Annotated in this window: 17 protein-coding genes and 1 tRNA gene; 14 read left to right on the top strand and 4 right to left on the bottom strand. The window is 73.3% G+C overall.

Annotated elements, in window-relative coordinates:
- Positions 1-2: 2 nt before the first annotated feature.
- From ACH4SL_RS11470 to ACH4SL_RS11425, 10 genes are read left to right on the top strand one after another with little or no spacing between them, the layout of a single operon-like run.
- A complete protein-coding gene (locus tag ACH4SL_RS11470; protein WP_398443804.1) occupies positions 3-740 on the top strand; it encodes a thioesterase II family protein in 738 nt (245 codons plus the stop codon).
- Between the two features lie 9 nt (positions 741-749).
- Positions 750-1,730: a hypothetical protein gene (locus tag ACH4SL_RS11465; protein WP_398443802.1), complete on the top strand. Its 981-nt coding sequence runs from the start codon at positions 750-752 to the stop codon at positions 1,728-1,730.
- Complete coding sequence (locus tag ACH4SL_RS11460; RefSeq protein ID WP_398443799.1) at positions 1,727-3,274, top strand: amino acid adenylation domain-containing protein; 1,548 nt, start codon at positions 1,727-1,729, stop codon at positions 3,272-3,274. Before ACH4SL_RS11465 ends, ACH4SL_RS11460 begins: the two co-directional genes overlap by 4 nt.
- Positions 3,271-3,540, top strand: a complete 270-nt coding sequence (locus tag ACH4SL_RS11455) for an acyl carrier protein (protein WP_398443797.1) — start codon at positions 3,271-3,273, stop codon at positions 3,538-3,540. Before ACH4SL_RS11460 ends, ACH4SL_RS11455 begins: the two co-directional genes overlap by 4 nt.
- Entirely contained in the window at positions 3,537-5,051 is a 1,515-nt protein-coding gene (locus tag ACH4SL_RS11450; protein ID WP_398443795.1) for a class I adenylate-forming enzyme family protein, read from the top strand. The genes ACH4SL_RS11455 and ACH4SL_RS11450 overlap by 4 nt, the downstream gene beginning before the upstream one ends.
- Positions 5,048-6,430: a type III PLP-dependent enzyme gene (locus ACH4SL_RS11445; RefSeq protein WP_398443793.1), complete on the top strand. Its 1,383-nt coding sequence runs from the start codon at positions 5,048-5,050 to the stop codon at positions 6,428-6,430. The genes ACH4SL_RS11450 and ACH4SL_RS11445 overlap by 4 nt, the downstream gene beginning before the upstream one ends.
- Positions 6,414-6,671, top strand: coding sequence for an acyl carrier protein (locus ACH4SL_RS11440; protein ID WP_398443791.1), 258 nt, complete (start codon positions 6,414-6,416; stop codon positions 6,669-6,671). The genes ACH4SL_RS11445 and ACH4SL_RS11440 overlap by 17 nt, the downstream gene beginning before the upstream one ends.
- Positions 6,668-7,843, top strand: a complete 1,176-nt coding sequence (locus ACH4SL_RS11435) for an acyl-CoA dehydrogenase family protein (RefSeq protein WP_398443789.1) — start codon at positions 6,668-6,670, stop codon at positions 7,841-7,843. The genes ACH4SL_RS11440 and ACH4SL_RS11435 overlap by 4 nt, the downstream gene beginning before the upstream one ends.
- Before the next feature lie 22 nt (positions 7,844-7,865).
- Positions 7,866-8,894 (top strand): LLM class flavin-dependent oxidoreductase, encoded by a 1,029-nt coding sequence (locus ACH4SL_RS11430; RefSeq protein WP_398443787.1) that lies wholly within the window; start codon positions 7,866-7,868, stop codon positions 8,892-8,894.
- A gap of 40 nt (positions 8,895-8,934) precedes the next feature.
- Positions 8,935-10,038 (top strand): hypothetical protein, encoded by a 1,104-nt coding sequence (locus ACH4SL_RS11425; RefSeq protein ID WP_398443785.1) that lies wholly within the window; start codon positions 8,935-8,937, stop codon positions 10,036-10,038.
- Positions 10,039-10,076: 38 nt separating this feature from the next.
- Here ACH4SL_RS11425 and ACH4SL_RS11420 read toward each other — a convergent pair whose 3' ends face one another.
- Positions 10,077-10,313, bottom strand: a complete 237-nt coding sequence (locus ACH4SL_RS11420) for a response regulator transcription factor (protein ID WP_398443782.1) — start codon at positions 10,311-10,313, stop codon at positions 10,077-10,079.
- 426 nt (positions 10,314-10,739) lie between these two features.
- Between ACH4SL_RS11420 and ACH4SL_RS11415 the strand changes: the two genes are divergently transcribed.
- Complete coding sequence (locus tag ACH4SL_RS11415; protein WP_398443780.1) at positions 10,740-13,547, top strand: AfsR/SARP family transcriptional regulator; 2,808 nt, start codon at positions 10,740-10,742, stop codon at positions 13,545-13,547.
- Positions 13,548-13,599: 52 nt separating this feature from the next.
- On the opposite strand, the gene ACH4SL_RS11410 is transcribed toward ACH4SL_RS11415, so the two are convergent.
- Positions 13,600-13,671 (bottom strand) — tRNA-Val (locus tag ACH4SL_RS11410).
- A 174-nt stretch (positions 13,672-13,845) separates the two neighbouring features.
- Here ACH4SL_RS11410 and ACH4SL_RS11405 point away from each other — a divergent pair.
- Positions 13,846-15,087: a hypothetical protein gene (locus tag ACH4SL_RS11405; protein WP_398443777.1), complete on the top strand. Its 1,242-nt coding sequence runs from the start codon at positions 13,846-13,848 to the stop codon at positions 15,085-15,087.
- Between the two features lie 33 nt (positions 15,088-15,120).
- On the opposite strand, the gene ACH4SL_RS11400 is transcribed toward ACH4SL_RS11405, so the two are convergent.
- Positions 15,121-15,351, bottom strand: coding sequence for a zinc ribbon domain-containing protein (locus ACH4SL_RS11400; protein WP_398443775.1), 231 nt, complete (start codon positions 15,349-15,351; stop codon positions 15,121-15,123).
- A gap of 97 nt (positions 15,352-15,448) precedes the next feature.
- On the opposite strand from ACH4SL_RS11400, the gene ACH4SL_RS11395 reads away from it, so the two are divergent.
- Positions 15,449-15,985: a DUF4383 domain-containing protein gene (locus tag ACH4SL_RS11395; protein ID WP_398443773.1), complete on the top strand. Its 537-nt coding sequence runs from the start codon at positions 15,449-15,451 to the stop codon at positions 15,983-15,985.
- An 80-nt stretch (positions 15,986-16,065) separates the two neighbouring features.
- On the opposite strand, the gene ACH4SL_RS11390 is transcribed toward ACH4SL_RS11395, so the two are convergent.
- Complete coding sequence (locus ACH4SL_RS11390) at positions 16,066-16,722, bottom strand: O-methyltransferase (RefSeq protein WP_398443771.1); 657 nt, start codon at positions 16,720-16,722, stop codon at positions 16,066-16,068.
- A 36-nt stretch (positions 16,723-16,758) separates the two neighbouring features.
- Between ACH4SL_RS11390 and ACH4SL_RS11385 the strand changes: the two genes are divergently transcribed.
- Positions 16,759-17,388, top strand: a complete 630-nt coding sequence (locus ACH4SL_RS11385) for a nucleoside/nucleotide kinase family protein (protein WP_398443769.1) — start codon at positions 16,759-16,761, stop codon at positions 17,386-17,388.
- The last annotated feature ends 11 nt before the right edge of the window (positions 17,389-17,399 follow it).

Below are 17,399 nucleotides of genomic sequence, written 5' to 3'. Positions count from 1 at the left end.
CGGTGAGCGGCCCGCAGCCGACCGCCTGGCTTCAGCGCTCCCCGTCCCCGACCGTGGCGGGACGGGTGTTCTGCATACCGCACGCGGGGTGCGGCGGCTCGGTCTTCGAGAAGTGGCCGGAGCGCCGGGACGGCGTCGAGTTCCTGGCGGTGGAACTCCCCGGCCGCCTGACCCGGTTCGGGGAGCGGATGCCGTCGACGTTCGAGGAACTCGCGCGGGCCCTCGTCGCCGGGATCGAACCCTACCTGGACCTTCCGTTCGCGTTCTTCGGCCACTGCTGGTCGGCGCTGGCCGCGTACGAGGTCGCCGTCCACCTCGACCGCGCGGGCCTGCCGATGCCCGGGCGCCTCTTCGTGTCGTCGCAGCCGGGCCCCCAGGAGAAGCTGACCGGCCGCATGATCTCGATGTCCGAGGCGGAGCTCGCCGGAGAGCTGAAGAAGACGGTGCGGGCGATGGGGCACGAGCCGCACCCCGAGCTGGTGTCGATCTACATCGACGTCCTGCGGGCCGACATCGACGTGAGCCTGCGCTACAGCGTCCCGGATCCGCCGACGCTGTCCTGCCCCATCACCGCGATCGGCTGGACGGACGACACCGAGGTCCGGCCGGAGGAGATGTCCGGCTGGGCCGCGTGCGGCGACACCGACTTCGTGGTCCTTCCCGGTGTGCACCACCAGTTCATCGACGCCCCGCCGGACCTGCTGGCCGCGCTGTGCGCGGGTGTCCGGGACACGGGCTGAGGGGAGAACATGCCCAGTGCCATAACCGTGTCGGCCGGCACGCTCTCCGCCGCCGGCCTGGACACCAGGATGCTCGACTGCTGGCAGGCGACGCTCGCACTCGCACTCGTCGCCCATGGGGTCCAGGACGTGCTGCCCGTCCTGGGAGCCCAGTGGTGGTTCGGTCCGCCGGCGGTTCCCGGTGGCCCCCCGCTCCTCGATCCGATGCCCGAGGCGGACCTGCTCGAACACCGGACGGGACTGCGGCCGCTCGACCGCCCCGTGGCACCGAAGGGGCTGCGGAGCCAGTGCGACCGCGAACTCGCGGCGGGACGGCTGCCGCTCGTGGTGACGGACGGCTTCGTGCTGCCCTGGTGCCCCTACTACGGGGTCCGGCACATCGAGCACAGTTTCGCCGTCACCGGCACGGCGCCGGACGGACTGCTCGTCGTCGACGCCTACGACAACCGCACGGAGTGGGGCCGGGCCGAACCGCTCGACACGGTCGCCACCGCCACGGTGGTCGATGCGATCGAACGCGCGCCCGGCTCCCGCCTGGCAACCCTGCTGCCGACCGGATCATCCGGGCCGGCCGACCCCCTCGCCCCGCTGCGCGCGACCGCCGGCGCCCTCGCGGACTGGACCGGCTCCGATCCGTACGCGTGGTTCGTCGAGGAGTGCCGCGGGGCGGACGTCGGCGAGGTCGCCTTCCAGCGCTTCTGCGAATCGTGCTGGACGATCGAACGCCGCCGACGGCTGTTCGCCGTGTGGCTCGACACCTTGGTGCGGCTGCCCGGCGAGCCGCTGCCGAACGGCTTCCCCGACACGTACCGCGGCCAGGTCGTGGCCGCGTGGAGCGAGGTCAACCGCTTCGCCTACCTCGCGCTGCGCCGCGTCCGTGCCGGGCGCAGGGCGACCCTCGGCGCCGTCGGCGATCTGGTGGCCGCCGCGGCGGCGGCCGAGCGGGCCTCGGCCGCCGAGCTCGTCGCATGGCTGGCGCGGGATCGATGAGAGCGAACCCGGGCCTCGGATTCGTCGGCGCGTTCCTGGAGGTCGCGGCCGGGCAGCCGCACGCCCCGGCCATCGTGCACGGCGACACCGTCGTCACGTACGGCGAGACCGCGGCCATGGTCGAGCGGTGCGCCGCGGCCCTGCGCGCCGCCGGCTGCGACGGCGGGCTCGTCGCCTTCAGCCTTCCCAAGGGGCCGCAGGCCGTCGTCCTGATGCTCGCGTGTCTGCTGGCGCGGGTCCCCTATCTGCCGATCGACGCGGGGGCGCCGCTCCCCCGGCGGCGGCAGATCCTCGCCGACGCGGATCCCGTCCTCCTCGTCGTGCCGACGCGGAGGACGGCGGACTGGCCCGGGGAGCGCTTCGCCACGTTCGGAAGCCTGGTCCGGGGCGGCGACGACGCGACGGCCCGGTATCTGACGTCACAGCTCGCGGTCGCCCGCCGTACCGCGCGCGGTACGGCCGCGGACGACCTCGCGTACGTCCTCTACACCTCCGGTTCCACGGGAAGCCCCAAGGGGGTGATGATCAGCACCGCGAACGCGGGCTACTTCGTGGACTGGGCCTCGCGGGCGTTCCCCCTCGGCCCCGGCGACCAGGTCGCCCAGCACGCGCCGCTGCACTTCGACCTGCCGGTGTACGACGTGTTCGTCGCGCTCTCCGCGGGCGCCTGCCTCCACGTGGTCGACGAGCGCACGGCGATGTTCCCCTCGGCCGTGTACACCCTGCTCCGCGAGCGCGGGATCACCGCGGCCTACATGGTGCCGTCGGCGCTGAACGCCCTCGTGCGGCGCTCCGGCTTCGCCCGCGAGGGGCTGCCGGATCTGCGGCAGCTGCTCTACGCCGGCGAGGAGTACCCCGTGCCGCAACTGCGGACCCTGACGGCCGGACTCCGGCCGGACGCCTTCGTCGGCAACCTCTACGGCCCGGTGGAGACCAATGTCGTGACCTGGCACGGTGTCGACACGACGGCGCTGGCCGCCGGTCGCGTCCCGATCGGGCGGGCCGTGCCCGGCACCGACGTCCGGGTGCTCGACGCCGCGGGCGGGTCGTACGCCCGCTCGGCGGAAGGCGAACTGATCGTGAGCGGCCCCTCCGTCTCACCGGGGTATCTGAACGACCCCCGGCGTACCGCGAGCACCCGGGTGACCACCCGTGTCGACGGGGTGGACCGGGTCTACTACCGGACCGGCGACTTCGCCCGGATCGACGCCGAGGGGGTCGTCCACTTCCTCGGGCGACGCGACGGTCTGGTCAAGACCCGCGGCTTCCGGGTCGAGGTCGGCGACGTCGAGGCCGTACTGGCCGCCCACGACCAGATCCGGCAGGCCGCGGTGGTGCCTGTCGAGGACTCCGGCGCGGGCACCGTCATGGCCGCGCACGTCGTGGCCGCGCACGGTGCGGAGCTGACCGCGGACGCGGTCCGCCGGTGGGTCGGGAAACACCTGCCGTCGTACATGGTGCCGGCCCTCGTGACGTTCCACCGGGAGCTGCCGACGACCTCCACGGGCAAGATCGCCCGGGCCGAACTCGGTGGTGTCCGGTGAACGGCCCGGCGCGGGACAGCACGCTCACGCTCGTGCTGGGCGCGCTGCGCCACGTGCTCGGTGCGGAGCCCGCGCTGGACGCCGGCACCGACCTGTTCGCGGTGCCGGGTTTCGACTCGCTCGCGCTCGCCGAGCTGGTCGCGGAACTGGAGGACCGGATCGGCGGGGCCCTGGACGACGCCCTGATGACCCCGGACGTCTTCGCCACCCCGAGCACCATCGCCCGCGGCCTGGTCGCCGCGTCCTCGACGGAGGAGACGCCATGACGGTACGCGACGAGCCGGGCCGCGAGGTCGTGCTGCTCGGCGATCTGCTCGACTGGGCCGCGGAGCGGTCCGCGGACCGCACCGCCGTGGTCCACGGTCCGCGCCGGTGCACGGTCGCCGAACTCAGGACCGCCTCGGTCGTCGCCGCGGCCACGCTGCACGGCCTCGGCGTGCGGCGCGGCGACCGGGTGGTGATCGTCGTCGAGGACTTCCTCGACACCATCGCGTTCATGTTCGGCGCGGCGCGGATCGGCGCCGTCTATGTGCTCGTCGACCAGGCGACACCCGCCTACGCCGCTCAGCACCTGCTCGACGACTCCGAGCCGCGGTGCGTCGTCGCCGGCGAAGCGAGCCACCCGCGGCGGTGCGCCCAGGAGTCGGGGATCCCCCTCCACGCGCCCGACTGCTTCGGCCGTCCCGACCCCGGCGCGCCCGCGGCGCCGCGCCCCGTGTCGTACGACGGGGTGAGCATCCTGTACACGTCCGGATCCACCGGCCGCCCCAAAGGAGTGGTCGCCACACACGCCAACATGGTGTTCACCGCGATCGCCATCGCCCGGCGGCTGCGGTTGCGGGAGGACGACGTCATCGGCTGCGTGCTGCCGATCACCTTCGACTACGGCGCGTACCAGATCCTGCTCGGTCTCCTGTCCGGGGCGACGCTCGTCTGGGGGCGCGGCGCGGCCGCCGGCCCGGGGCTGCTGTCCTTCCTCCGGGACAACGCGGTCACGGTCCTCCCCGCCGTCCCGGGGGTGTCGCACGTTCTGGACCGCCTGTCCCGCCGCAGCACCGAGCCGCTACCGGGTCTGCGCGTGCTGACCAACACCGGTGCGGCGATGTCCGACGAGCTCCGCGGGCGGCTCCGGGCGGCGTACCCGGATCTGCAGGTGTACCTGATGTTCGGCCTGACCGAGTGCAAGCGCATCTCCATCCTGCTGCCGGAGGAGATCGATGCCCGGCCCGGGTCCGTCGGCCGGGCTCTCGACGACACGGAGTGCATCGTCGTCGACGCCGACGGCAGAGCCCTGGAGCCGGGGCAGGTCGGGGAACTCGTCGTCCGCGGCCCGCACGTGACGCAGGGCTACTGGCGGGCTCCGGAGCTGACCGCGCCGCGCTTCCGACCGCGGGGGCCGATGGGCGAGCGCGTCCTCCACACCGGCGACCGCTGCCGGCTCGACGATGCGGGATACCTGTACTTCGCCGGTCGTGACGACGACATCTACAAGTCCAACGGCTACCGCACCTCGGCCGTCGAGGTCGCGCTCGCCGCCGAGGCGGTGCCCGGTGTCAGCCAGGCGCACTGCGTTCCCGAACGGGCGGGCTCACCCGCGGTGCTCGCCGTGGTGACCGACCTGTCGGCCGCCGAGGTGCGCACCCGGCTGCACGACTACCTGGAGTGGTTCAAAGTGCCCGACCTCATCGTGGTCACCCGGAGCATTCCGCTCAACCGCAACGGCAAGGCCGACGCCGAGGCCGTACGGGCGCTGACTTCGGAACGGGGACCGGTATGACGGGCGACACCGGGCGCCTCGCACGGATCGCCGCCGAACACGGCACTCCGGTGTACGTGTACGACCTCGCCGAGGTCCGCCGCGCACATGCCGACCTGCGGCGATGCCTGCCCCGGGCAAGCCGGCTGCTCTACTCGCTCAAAGCCAATCCCCATCCGCACATCGTGCGGGAGCTGGTCCGCGCGGGGGCGGACCCGGAGGTGTCCTCGTCGCGTGAGCTCGACGTCGCGCTGTCCGCCGGCGCCGCCCCGCGGTCGTGCCTCTACACCGGCCCCGCCAAGACCGACGCGGAGATCGACCACGCGCTGGCGGCGGGCGTCCGGCGCTTCTCGGTCGACTCGCCGACCGACCTGGGCCGCCTCGGCGCCCGCGCCCGACCGCTGGGCATCAGGGCACAGGCGATCCTCCGTCTGAACCCCCGGCGGTACCCGGGGAACGCAGGGCTGGCGATGGGCGGCACGCACAGCCCGTTCGGCGCGGACGTGGCATGGGTCCGCGCCGAGCCGGAACGCTTCCGCGCGGACGGCGTGGACCTGGTGGGTTACCACGTCTACATCGGCACCAACAGCACGGAGGAGACGCAGCTCGCCGGCTGGTTCGAGCTCGGGCTCGACGCGGTCGGCGAAGCGCACCGGGCACTCGGCGGCGACGTGCGACTGATCGACCTGGGCGGCGGGTTCGGGAGCCCTTTCGCCCGCAACGGCAGCCGTCCGGAACTGACCGGACTCGCGTCCCTCCTGGACGGCCTCGTCTCCGACCGGCTGGCCGCCGGCGGGCTCGGCGATCCCGTCGTCGCCTTCGAATCCGGACGGTATCTGGTGGGCACCGCAGGGTCCCTGGTGGTGGGTGTGCAGGACGTCAAGTCCAGTCACGGAACGCGCTACGTCGTGGCGGACGGGGGCATCAACGTGCTCGGCGGCATGCAGGGCCTGCGGCGCGTGCCACCGCTCATGGCCGAGGCGCTGTCCCCCGACCCCGGTCCGGGGCCGGTAGCCGCACCGGGCGACACCGCCGTGCTGGCCGGCCCGCTGTGCACGCCTTTGGACGTGCTCAATCCCAGAGCCGCGCCGGCCCACGTCGGCCCGGGGGATCTGCTCGTGGTGCCGAACGTGGGCGCCTACGGCCTGACCGCGAGCCTCCTCGGGTTCCTGAGCCGCGAGGCACCTGTCGAAGTGGCGGTGGACGGCGACCGGGTCGTCTCCGCGCTCCGGCTGAGCCTCGGCTACACCGAGGCCGTTCCGCGGTCGGCACGGCGGCCGCCGGCCGATCCCCCGGCGGTCGCCGTGCCGGATCCGGCTCCCCCTGCCCGACCCGGCTCCCCCCTCCTGCCCGCACTGTCCGCCGCTCGCAAGGAACCCAGCCATGGACCAGATCAGTGACACCTTCCGCGCCGTCCTCGTCCGCCACCTCGCGGCCGTCGACCGTCCGGAGGACATCCCGCCCGACGTCAACCTGCGTGCGCTGGGCCTGAACTCGATGCGCGCGGTGGACCTGGTCATCGATCTCGAGGACACGCTCGGGATCGTCTTTCCGGACGACGCCTTCACCGACGAGGTGTTCGAAAGTGCCCGGACGATCTGGGCCGTGGTGAGCGCGAGCCCGGTGGCGGAACCGCGATGACCGGCGCTTTCGACCTCGACGGGCTCGGCAAGGCGCTGGACGCCGCGGCTGCGGACATCGACGCGACCGGCGACCCCGAAGGGGTGGGACTGGGCCTGCTGCGGGAACACGGCCTGATGGGCTGCCTCGTCCCCGCCTCCCTGGGCGGCGGCGGCGAAGGCGTCGCCGTGATGCTGGCGATCGCGGAGCGGATCGGAGCGCACTGCCCCGGGCTCGCGGTGCTGTGGGTGATGCACTGCCAGCAGGTGGCGATCCTCGACCGCTACGCGGACGAACCGTTGCGCGGCGACGTCCTGCGAGCCGTGGCCCGCGACCAGCACTTCCTCGCGTCGATCACCACCGAGCCCGGCAAGGGCGGCCATCTCATGACAGCACGCGCCGCGCTCGGCCGGACGGCCGGGACGCTGCGCTTCTCGCGGGAGGCGCCCGTCGTGTCGGGCGGCCTGCACGCCGACGCCTACCTCATCACGATGCGCCGCGCGGAGGACAGCGTGCCGGACGACGTGGTGCTGGTCCACGCACCCCGCGACGCGGTCCAGGTGACCCCGCGCGGGCCGGTGGACATGCTGGGGATGCGCGGCGCGTCGAACGTCTCCCTCACCGTGGACGTGTGCGTCCCGCCGGAGAACCTCATCGATCCCCCTGGCGGATTCGCCCGGATCGGGGCACGCACGATGGTCCCGCTGGGCCATCTCGGCTGGTCCGCGGCGTGGCTCGGGGCAGCGCGAGCGGCGCTGCGCCACGTCCTGCGGAGGCTGCGCGCCGACGGTGCGGGAAGCATCCGCCGCGACGACGACGTGCTCGACCGGGTGGCCCGCGCCCGCCTGCGCGTCGACACGGTGGAGGCCGTCGTCCTCGCGGGGCTCCGGGAGTTCGAGGCGCGTTCGGGCCGCGAACTGGACCACCCCGCGTTCCACATCCTCGTCAACAACGTGAAGGTGGTCGCGAGCGAGCAGACGTTCCGGGCCGTCGACGAACTGGTGGAGGTCGGGGGTCTGGGTCTGGGCTACCGGCGCGGGCCGGACCTGGTGCTCGAACGGATATTCAGGGACCTGCGCTCGGCCACCCTGATGTACGGCAACCACCGGCTGGTCCGCGCCAGCGGCAAGCTCGCGCTGTTGGACGCCGGGGCGCAGTCCCTGCGTGCCGGCGGCCTGGCGACCATGCTCTGACCACGAAGGGAGGCCGTGCAGCGTGGAGATCTTCGCCATCTGCCCGCACCACACGGACGTTTTCGGGGCACGGGACGATGCCGGTGCCTCCTCCGCCTACACCGCCCGGCTCGCCGCGCACTGCGGGGCAGCGGAACGGCTGGGCGCCACGGGAATGCTCGTGTTCGACTTCTGGCAGTCGCTCGACCCGTGGATCACCGCCCAGCTGATCCTGTCGGCCACGACCACGCTGGAACCGGTCGTCGCCGTGAATCCGGCGTTCACCCACCCTGCGATCGCGGCCCGGTCGACCGCCGGTCTGGCCCATGTCTACGGCCGACGCGTCAACCTCAACGTCGTCGCGGGCGCCAAGGAGCGCGACCTGGCGGCGCTCGGAGCGGCACCGGGTCAGGACGGCGGACACGCCCGGAACGCCGACTTCATCCGGGCGGTCCACGCCGTACTGGCAGCACGGCCCCACGAGGGGTCGCACTACCGCATCGACGCACCGGCGTTGGACCCGACGCCGGATCCCGCCACCGCCCCCCGCGTGCTGTCCCCCGGGAGCCGGGCGCCCGGCATCGCGCAGGTCCTGCCGTTGCTCGACCGGGCCCTGGTCATGGGGAAGTCGCGTGCGGCACTCGCCGAGGAGCACGCCCGACTGGCCGCGGCGGGCCTGACCGCCGGACTGGCGATGGTCCTCGGCATCGTCGCCCGACCGACCGCCGCGGCGGCCTGGGACGCAGCCCGCGCGCAGTACACGGGCAGCCGTCGCGACCGGCTCGCCTCCCGGGCGTTCAACCGTCATGTCACGTCGAGCCAGCACACGGCGAACATCGCGGCCGCCGCCGACGGCGAGGTGCAGGACGAATGCCTGTGGTACGGCGCGGACCGGGTCGGCGGCGACGCCCCGAAGCTGGTCGGGTCCTACGAGGAGGTGGGGCGCGGTCTCGCCTCGTACGCGCGGCTCGGTGTGCGCACGTTGATCCTCGATCTGCCGGCGGCTGTCGCGGAGTTCGACCACATCGGCCACGCCCTGGAAGCGGCTGACGACGCGGCCCTGCCGGCCTGACGGCGCCGGCCCGAACGACGGACGACATCGGGAGTGACACATGACACGGACGACGGACGACTCGACCACGACCGGGACGGCGGCGGCCGACGGCGTCCGCGGCGACCTGCTGTCCTGTTACAGCGCCGCGTTCGCAGCCTGCCTCGCGGCCTACGGCGTCGACCAGAACCTCGCGGTCGGCGGCCAGCTGTTCCTCGGTCTGCGCCGCGACGGCGAACTGCTCGAATTCCTGCACCACCACACCCCGCTGAGCGGTGACGCGGACTTCTACCGGCTCGACATGCGCCGTCGCGGTGCCGCAGACCCCGAATCGGCGGCCGAGAGCATCCGCGCGGAGGCGGAGCGCCGGGGCATCGCGCTGGTCACCGGATCCACCGGGACCCTGCCCTGGATCGACCGCGGCAGCGCCCTTCCCGCACCGCACTGGTTCGTCGTCCGGCCGTCGGCCGGGAGCACCGGTCAGGTCGCCGTGGACGACCGCTTCACCTGGCTCGACGAGCACGGCGACCACCCCGGGTTCCAGGGAACCGTCGCGGCCGCGGAGGTGGGGCGGCTGGCGTGGTCCCCGCTCCCGGTGGGCGCCGAAGCACTGAGCCGGGAGCGGTGGGCGCTCGGCGACCCGCGCGTCCGGCCGGCCTGGTCGGCCGCCCGCCCCTGGCAGTGGTGGGAATGCGCGTCCGCCACCGTCCGGGACGCGTCCGGCGTCGGGTTCGGCCGGGCCGTACTGGAACGGAGCAGCGCCGGGGCGATCACGGATCCGTCGGTCGCGAGCCGGGGTTGGACGGTCGGCCGCGCGGCCTTCGACGAGCTCGCCGACGCGATGAGTGCCGGCCTCGGCGAGCCCGACACCTACCGGTGCGGCACCGACCTCTGGGTGGCGTACCGCAACCGGCAGGCGTTCGCCGCGGCGCTGCACCACGCGCAGCGCCTGGGGGTGGCCGGCGGTCTGGACGGGGTCGGGGCCTGGGTGTCCGGGGAACTGGTTCCCTCGTGGGCGGGCGTGACACGGGCGATGCGCTACAACGCACTTCGGGTCCAGCAAGGCGTCCGGCCCCACACGGGCCTGCTCCCCGAGCTGAGGCGGCTCGGGGAGCTGGAGGACGAGGCACGCCGACGGCTGGCGACGGCGCTCGCCGGCGGCTGAGACGCGCGGACCCGTGGAGCGGCCGGGCGGCGCCCCGGTCAGCTGCGGGCAGCCGACTCCTGGGACGTCAAGAACAAAGCGTAGATGACGAGTTGCACACGGTTGTGCGCACCGGTCTTCGCGCGGATGCGACGGAGATACGAGTCGACGGTGTGCGGACTCAGCTGCATGCGCCGTGCGATGGCAGCGTAGGTGCTGCCGCTCGCCAGTTCGACCAGCACCTCGCGCTCCCGGTCGCTCAAGGTCTCCAGTACGCCGGTGTCCAAATCTTTCATGATCCGCCTTCTTGCTGCGTTCGGGAAACGGACTGTCCGTGCTCGACTTTCGACGATCTCCGTTGCAAGGGTTCTGGTCCCGGGCCGGTTCGCGGGTCAGGATGTCCACAGCCGCCCGCTCGGGCTCGGGCCTACGAGCGGAGAAGATACGAGGCACCGGTGGGAGGGGCGTACACGGCGTGTACACGGCCCGCACATCGCCCCGGTGAACCGCCCCGCCCCCGCCGCCCGCTTCGTACGGAGTCCGGCCCGCGGGCGCTCGGAGACGGACGACTGTCCCGGCGGTACGATCTGCTAAATTCCCACGCAGGATCTACCTCTTCGCCGCCGGGTCCGGACAGGAACTGACCGGCGACGTCCGTCCGGAGGTACCGGGTGCGCCTCGATCTCCTTGGACCACTGGCGGTCGTCCGCGACGGTCGACCGGTGCCGCTCGGGCCGACGAAATCCCGCCTGCTGCTCGCGGCGCTCCTGCTGCGGGGCAACGAGATCGTCCCGCAGAGCGCGCTGGTGGAGGCGGTCTGGGACGACTGCCCGCCGCCCTCCGCCTATGCGAACCTGCGCACGTATGTCAGGGGATTACGGCAGCTGCTGGATCCGCAGGGGGAGAACCGGTTGCGCCTCCTCCCCGGCGGCTACCTCCTGTCCCTGGGCCCGCTGGAACGGGACAGCGACCGGTTCTCGGCCGTGGCGGGAAGCGGACGCGACGCCCTGGCGGTCGGCAACCTCGATGCGGCCCGGGCGCAGTTCCGGCAGGCCCTGGACATCCCCCGTGGCCCGCAGCCGCTGAGCGACCTGCCGCTCACCCCGACGCTGCTCCGGCAAGCGGCGCCGCTCACGGAGATGGTCCTGGCCGTCGAGGAGGACTACGCAGCCGTCCAGTTGACGCTGGGCGCGCCCGCCGACGTGGTGCGGCGGCTGCGACCGCTGCTGGACCGGCACCCGCTGCGCCAACGCGCCTGGGCCCAGATGATGTTGGGCCTCTACCGCCTCGGTGACGTGGCCGGCGCGCTCGACGCCTTCCAGCGGGCCCAGCACGCGATGCGGCAGGAACTGGGCCTCGACCCGAACCCCCACATGGTCGCCATGCACGACGACATCCTGCACCACCGGCCGCATCTGGATGTGCCGGGGAGGGCTGCCGTGGAGGCGGCGGTCACACCTCCGGCGGAATCCGGCGCGGTACGTCCGCAGGAGCAGCCCGACATCACGGCGGTCCACGAACCGGCCGACATGACGGTGCCGCACCAGCTGCCGCGCCAACTGCCCGACTTCCGCGGGCGGAAACGCGAGAGCGCACTCCTGGACAACCTCATCGACGGAGGCGGGACCTCCGTCGACCGGCTGCCGGTGTGCGTCATCTCCGGCATGGCGGGCGTGGGAAAGACCTCCCTCGTCCTGCACTGGGGGCACGGGGTGGCCGACCGGTTCCCCGACGGTCACCTCTACGCCGACCTGCGCGGCTACGATCCCGGCCACGCGGTGTCCCCGTCAGAGGTTCTGCGCTCGTTCCTGGAGGCGCTCGGCGTCCCCCGGGCGCGTGTGCCGCTCGACGGGGAAGGCAGGTCCGGCCTCTACCGGAGCCTGCTCTCCACCCGCCGGATGCTCGTCGTGCTCGACAACGCCCGCGACGCCGAGCAGGTGCGCCCCCTCCTGCCGGGCTCGGGAGACTCCCTGGCGGTGATCACCAGCCGGCGCCGGCTCATCGGCCTGACGCTGCGGGAGGGGGCGCGGCAGATGGTCCTCGACGTGATGCCCACGCACGACGCCTACGGCGTCCTCGCCTCCCACGCGGGGGCGGACCGCCTGGCCGCCGAGCCGGACGTGGTGGACACGATCGTGTCCGCCACCGGCAGGCTGCCGCTCGCCCTGGCGATAGTCGGCGCCCGCATCTCCTCCCATCCCGGATTCCCGCTGCGCGTCTTCGCCAAGGAACTCCTCGCGAAATCCGGACCGCTGGACGCGCTCGACGACGGGGAGGTCCGCCAGATCTTCTCCTGGTCCTACCTGGCGCTCAGCGCCCCCGCCGCCGACCTGTTCCTGATGCTCGGCCTGCACCCCGGACAGGACATCACCGCCGCGGCCGCCGCCGCGCTCGCCGCCACCGCCGAGGTGGACGTCGTGCCTGCCTTGGGCGAGCTGACCCGCCTGCACCTGCTGACCGAACACCGCCCCGGTCGGTACGCGTTCCACGACCTGCTGCGCGCGTACGCCGCCGAGCTGGGCACCCGCCGGCTGACGGCGGACGTCCGGCGGGCGGCCCTGCACCGCCTCCTGGACCACTACCTGCACCAGGCGTATCCCGCGGCCGTCCTGCTCCAGCCGCAGTGGCTCACCTTCGCCCCCGCGACGCCCCTGTCCGCGCCGACACGTCGGCCGCCCGCGGACGCGTCGGCCGCGGCCCAGTGGTTCGGGAGCGAGCAGGAGGTCCTGACCCGGGTGATCCACGCGGCGGCATCCTCCGGCTTCGAGCAGTACGCGTGGCAACTGGCCTGGGCGCTGACGACGTTCCTCGCGCCGCAGGGGCTGTGGCAGCGCCAGCAGGATCTGCAGCGCGCCGCTCTCGACGCCGCGCGCCGCTCCGGTGACTGCCTGGGCACGGCCACCTCCCTGCGGCTGCTGGCACGCGCCTGTACCCGGCTCGACGAGCTCGACGAGGCGGAAGTGCTGTTCGGCGACGCGAGGATGCTCTACCAGAAGCTCGACGACGCGGCGGGCGAGGCGCAGACCCTGCACAACATGGTCGAGGTCTGCTTCATGCAGGGGCGGCTGGACAAGGCGGTCGAGTACGGCGAGGACGCGCTGCTGCTGCACGAACGCGCGGGCGGCAGCAGCGGCGAGGCCAGGACCCTCAACGCCATCGGCTGGGTGCACGCCGCTGCCGGCCGCTACGAGAAGGCCGTCGAACGCTGCACGCAGGCCATGGCCCAGCAGCGCCTCAGCGGTGACCGCAACGGTCTGGCCGCGACCCTCGACAGCCTCGGCTTCGCGTACGACCGGCTCGGCAGGAGCAACGAGTCCATCCGCTGCTTCGAAGAGGCCATCCAGCTCTTCCGCGAGTCCGCCGACCGCTACCACGAGGCAGAAACCCTCATCCGCCTCGGGGACGCCCGGCTCGCCGCGAACGGGCCGGAAGCGGCTTGCGCGGACTGGGCCGCCGCAGCCGCGATCCTGGACGAGCTGGCCGACCCCCTGGCCCAGGAAGCCTACTCCCGGCTCACCGGCCGAGGATGAGACCCCGCCCCCGCCGGAACGGCGGAGGGGCCCCCGAACCGGGTTCCCGATGTGGGCGTGGACGGTTTCGAACCGCCGACATCCGCCTTGTAAGGGCGGCGCTCTACCACTGAGCTACACGCCCCGCAGAATGCGACGTCACAGGTTACCTTGCCGTGGGGGGCGGGGGGCAAGGGCATACGGGGGCGCGTACGGGGGGGGGTGGGGTGCGGGTGGACCGGGCCGTGTGTTCGGGGCGGGTGGGTGGGAGGATGGGACGCGACGGTGTGGGGCGGCGATCCGGGGAGAGAGACGTAACGTGACGACGGCACGTTCGTGGTGGCGGCGCGGCGACAACACGCGCGCCGAGGCTCAGGCCGCGAAGGACGCCGCCGCGCAGGCCTTCTACGAGCTGGACACCGCGCAGCGGGAGCTGGAGATCTCCGTCGAGACGATCTCGGCGGTCGAGCAGTCCGCCGAGGCCCGCCGGGCGCTGTCCGGTTTCGAGGCGCTCAAGAACCGCATCGACGAGGTCAGCGCGGCCTACATCCGTACCGTCGACGCCCATGACCTGGACCGGGACGACCTGGACCACGGCGCCGCGAACCGGGCGATCGCCGAGCTGAACCGTGCCAGGGACGACCTGGAGAACGTCCGCAAGGAGCTGGACCGCTACCAGTCGCAGACGGCCCCGCTGCTGGACCGGGCCGAGACGCAGCTGGCCCGGCTGGCCCCGGCCCGCGAGCAGGCCAGGCAGACGCTGCTGGCCGCCAGCAACGCGCTGGACGCGGTACGGGCCGCCGGGCTCGCCGCGGACGACCTCGCGGCCCGGCTCGCCGCGCTCGCCCCTGAGCTGACCAAGCTCAACGAAGGGGCCGCCAAGCACGGCGTCCAGGACACCGTGCGGCGCGCGAACGACATCCGGCTCAAGGCCGAGGCGGTGCGGGCCGAGGCCGAGCGGCTGCCGGAGCAGGCCCGGGAGATCGACAAGCGCCTGGTGTCGCTGCGCACCCGGGTGCAGGCGCTCGGCACCCGCGCGGAGGGCGTGGCGCCGGTCCTCAGCGAGCTGCGGCGGCGCTTCTCGCTCGCCTGCTGGCAGGACCTCCAGCCCGTGCCGGAGCAGGCCGCGCAGGCCGTACGGCAGGCGGAGGCGACGCTCGCCGAGGCCCGCAAGGCGCGGGACGCGCAGGCGTGGTCGCAGGCCACCGCGAAGCTCGCGACGGTCCGCGCGCTCATGGACGACGTGGACGGCGCGGTGGGCGCCGCGCGGGAGCGCCTCCAGCGGCTCAACGAGGTCAGCAAGGACCCGAAGGCCGAGGTGGAGCGCACCCGCTTCGCGATCCGGGACGCCCAGCGGCTGGCGATGCAGGGCCGCAGCCAGCCCGAGCCGCGGCACGCCCGCCCGCTGGACGAGGCCGTCGCCCGGCTGGACCGCGCGCTGGCGGGCCTGGAGGGCGCGCACCCGGACTACTGGGCGTTCCTGACCGAGACGGCCGCGGTGCGCGAGAAGGTCAACCGCGTGGTGTCCAACATCCGCGAGGACCGCGCGGCGGGCCGCTGACCCGCGCGCGGCCCGCGTCGCGTACCCGGCGGCTCAGCCGCAGCAGCCACCGCCGCAGCAGCCGCCGCCACCGCCCGCGGGGGCCGGGGCCGCGGCGGGGCCTCCGGAGGACGCGGCGGTGCCGCCGACCGAGACCGTCGAGAGCAGCTTGACGGTGTCGCCGTGGCCCTTGGGGCAGGGCGCGGGGGCGCCGGACTGCGACATGGGGCGGCGCATTTCGAAGGTCGCACCGCACGTCTTGCAGCGGTATTCGTAACGAGGCATGGCCCCAGCGTATCGGGACCGCGCTGCCGGGCGGCGGTGCCCGGCCTATCCTGGGAAGCGGCGTCCTCATACGGCCGACCTCCCGAAGGAGGCGCCCATGCAGCTGAACGACCACGTCCCCGTCGACCACCGGCTCAGCCAGGTCTACCGCTTCGGCGCCGGACTGATGGGCCTGATCCTCGTCGTCTTCGGCATCCTGGGCCTGCTCAACCACGTCTCGTTCCTGAACCAGGCGGGCGAGCGCGTCGCGGGCCTGAATTCCAACGGCGCGCTCAGCTCGATCTCGATCGGCGTCGGCGCGCTCCTCTTCGTCGGCATGGTCATCGGCGGCAACTTCGCCTCCACCCTCAACATCTGCGTCGGCGCCGCCTTCCTGATCAGCGGCTTCGTGAATCTGGCGCTGCTGGACACGGACAGCAACCTGCTGGCGTTCAAGATGTCCAACGTGCTCTTCAGCTTCGGGGTGGGGCTGCTGCTGCTGTTCTTCGGGATGTACGGGCGGGTGACGGGCGGCTTGCCGCACGACAACCCGTACTGGCGCCGACGGCACCCGGAGGAGGCCGCGCGGGAGTACGAGGCCCGCAGGAAGACCCCTGCGCGCCGCCCGCCGCCGCGCGGCATCCCGCAGCACTGAGGGCACCGTTTCCGGCACATAGGGCCACCGGTCATACCTGATACGTATGACCGGTGGCCCTATGCGCCGGCCGGCCCGGGCTAGCGGCGGCGGGCCAGCGTCAGGCCGTCCGCGACCGTGAGCAGTACGTCCTCGACCCGGTCGTCGGCCCGCACATGGTCGTTGAAGGCGCGGATCGCCGCGCCGCCGCCGGTGGTGTCCGGGTCGGAGACGTCGCCGTGGAAGAGGGTGTTGTCGACGACCAGCAGGCCGCCGGGGTTCGTCCGCGGCACCAGCTCCTCCCAGTAGTCGACGTAGGAGCCCTTGTCGGCGTCGAGGAAGACCAGGTCGATCCACGGGCCCGGCGGCAGCGCCCGCAGCGTGTCGAGGGCCGGGGCGATCCGCAGGTCGATGCGGTCGGCGACGCCCGCCTTCCGCCACGCCTCGCGGCCCACCGCCGTCCACTCCTCGGAGACGTCGCACGCGATGACGCGCCCGTCCGCGGGGAGCGCCTGCGCCATGGACAGCGTCGAGAAGCCGGTGAAGGTGCCGACCTCGACAATCTGCCGCGCGCCGGTCAGCCGCACCAGAAACGCCAGCAGCGGGCCCTGCTCCTGCGCCGTCTGGAGGCCCGCGACGTCGCCGAGCCGCTGGTGGGTGACGTCCACCAGTTCGCGTTGCACCGGGTCGAGCGGATTGTGCTCCAGGACGTATGCGTACAGCTCGGGCGTGAGCTGCGGGTTTTTCGTTTCGTACACGAGTCTGCTCCCAGGTCTGGCACTTAGGGTGACGGGATGCTTGTCGATGACGCGGTCGCCCTGGTGCCCAGCATTCCAGGCCGCCGTGCGCTGCTGGGGCTCGCGGGCGCGCCCGCCGCGGGAAAGTCGACGCTGGCCAGGCGGCTGGTCGCGGGCGTCGACGAGCGGCTGGGCGCCGGGACGGCCGCGTACGTACCCATGGACGGCTTCCACCTGTCCAACGCGCAGCTGGACCGGCTGGACCTGCGGGACCGCAAGGGCGCGCCCGAGACCTTCGACGTGGACGGCTACGTGGTGCTGCTGGAGCGGCTGCGCGCGGAGCGGGCGCGTCCGGTGTACGCGCCCGACTTTGACCGCCGCCTCGACGAGCCGATAGCGGCGGGGCTCGTCGTGCCCGCGGGCACCGCGCTCGTCGTCACCGAGGGCAACTACCTCGCCGACGACGGGCCCGGCTGGGCGCGGGTGCGCGACCTGCTGGACGAGCTCTGGTACGTCGAGACACCGCGCCGCCTCCGCGAGCGCCGCCTCCTGCGCAGGCACCTGCGCGGTGGGCGCAGCGAGGAGGAGGCGCGGGAGTTCATCGCCTCCAGCGAACGGGCGAACTCCGTTCGGGTGGAGAGGGGGCGGCGCTTCTGTGACCGCGTCGTCTCCACGCGGGAGGGCTGACGCCTCGGGGT

Source organism: Streptomyces sp. NPDC021020 (assembly GCF_044333285.1).
Taxonomy (GTDB): domain Bacteria; phylum Actinomycetota; class Actinomycetes; order Streptomycetales; family Streptomycetaceae; genus Actinacidiphila.
This window is presented reverse-complemented; position numbering and strand designations above follow the sequence as displayed.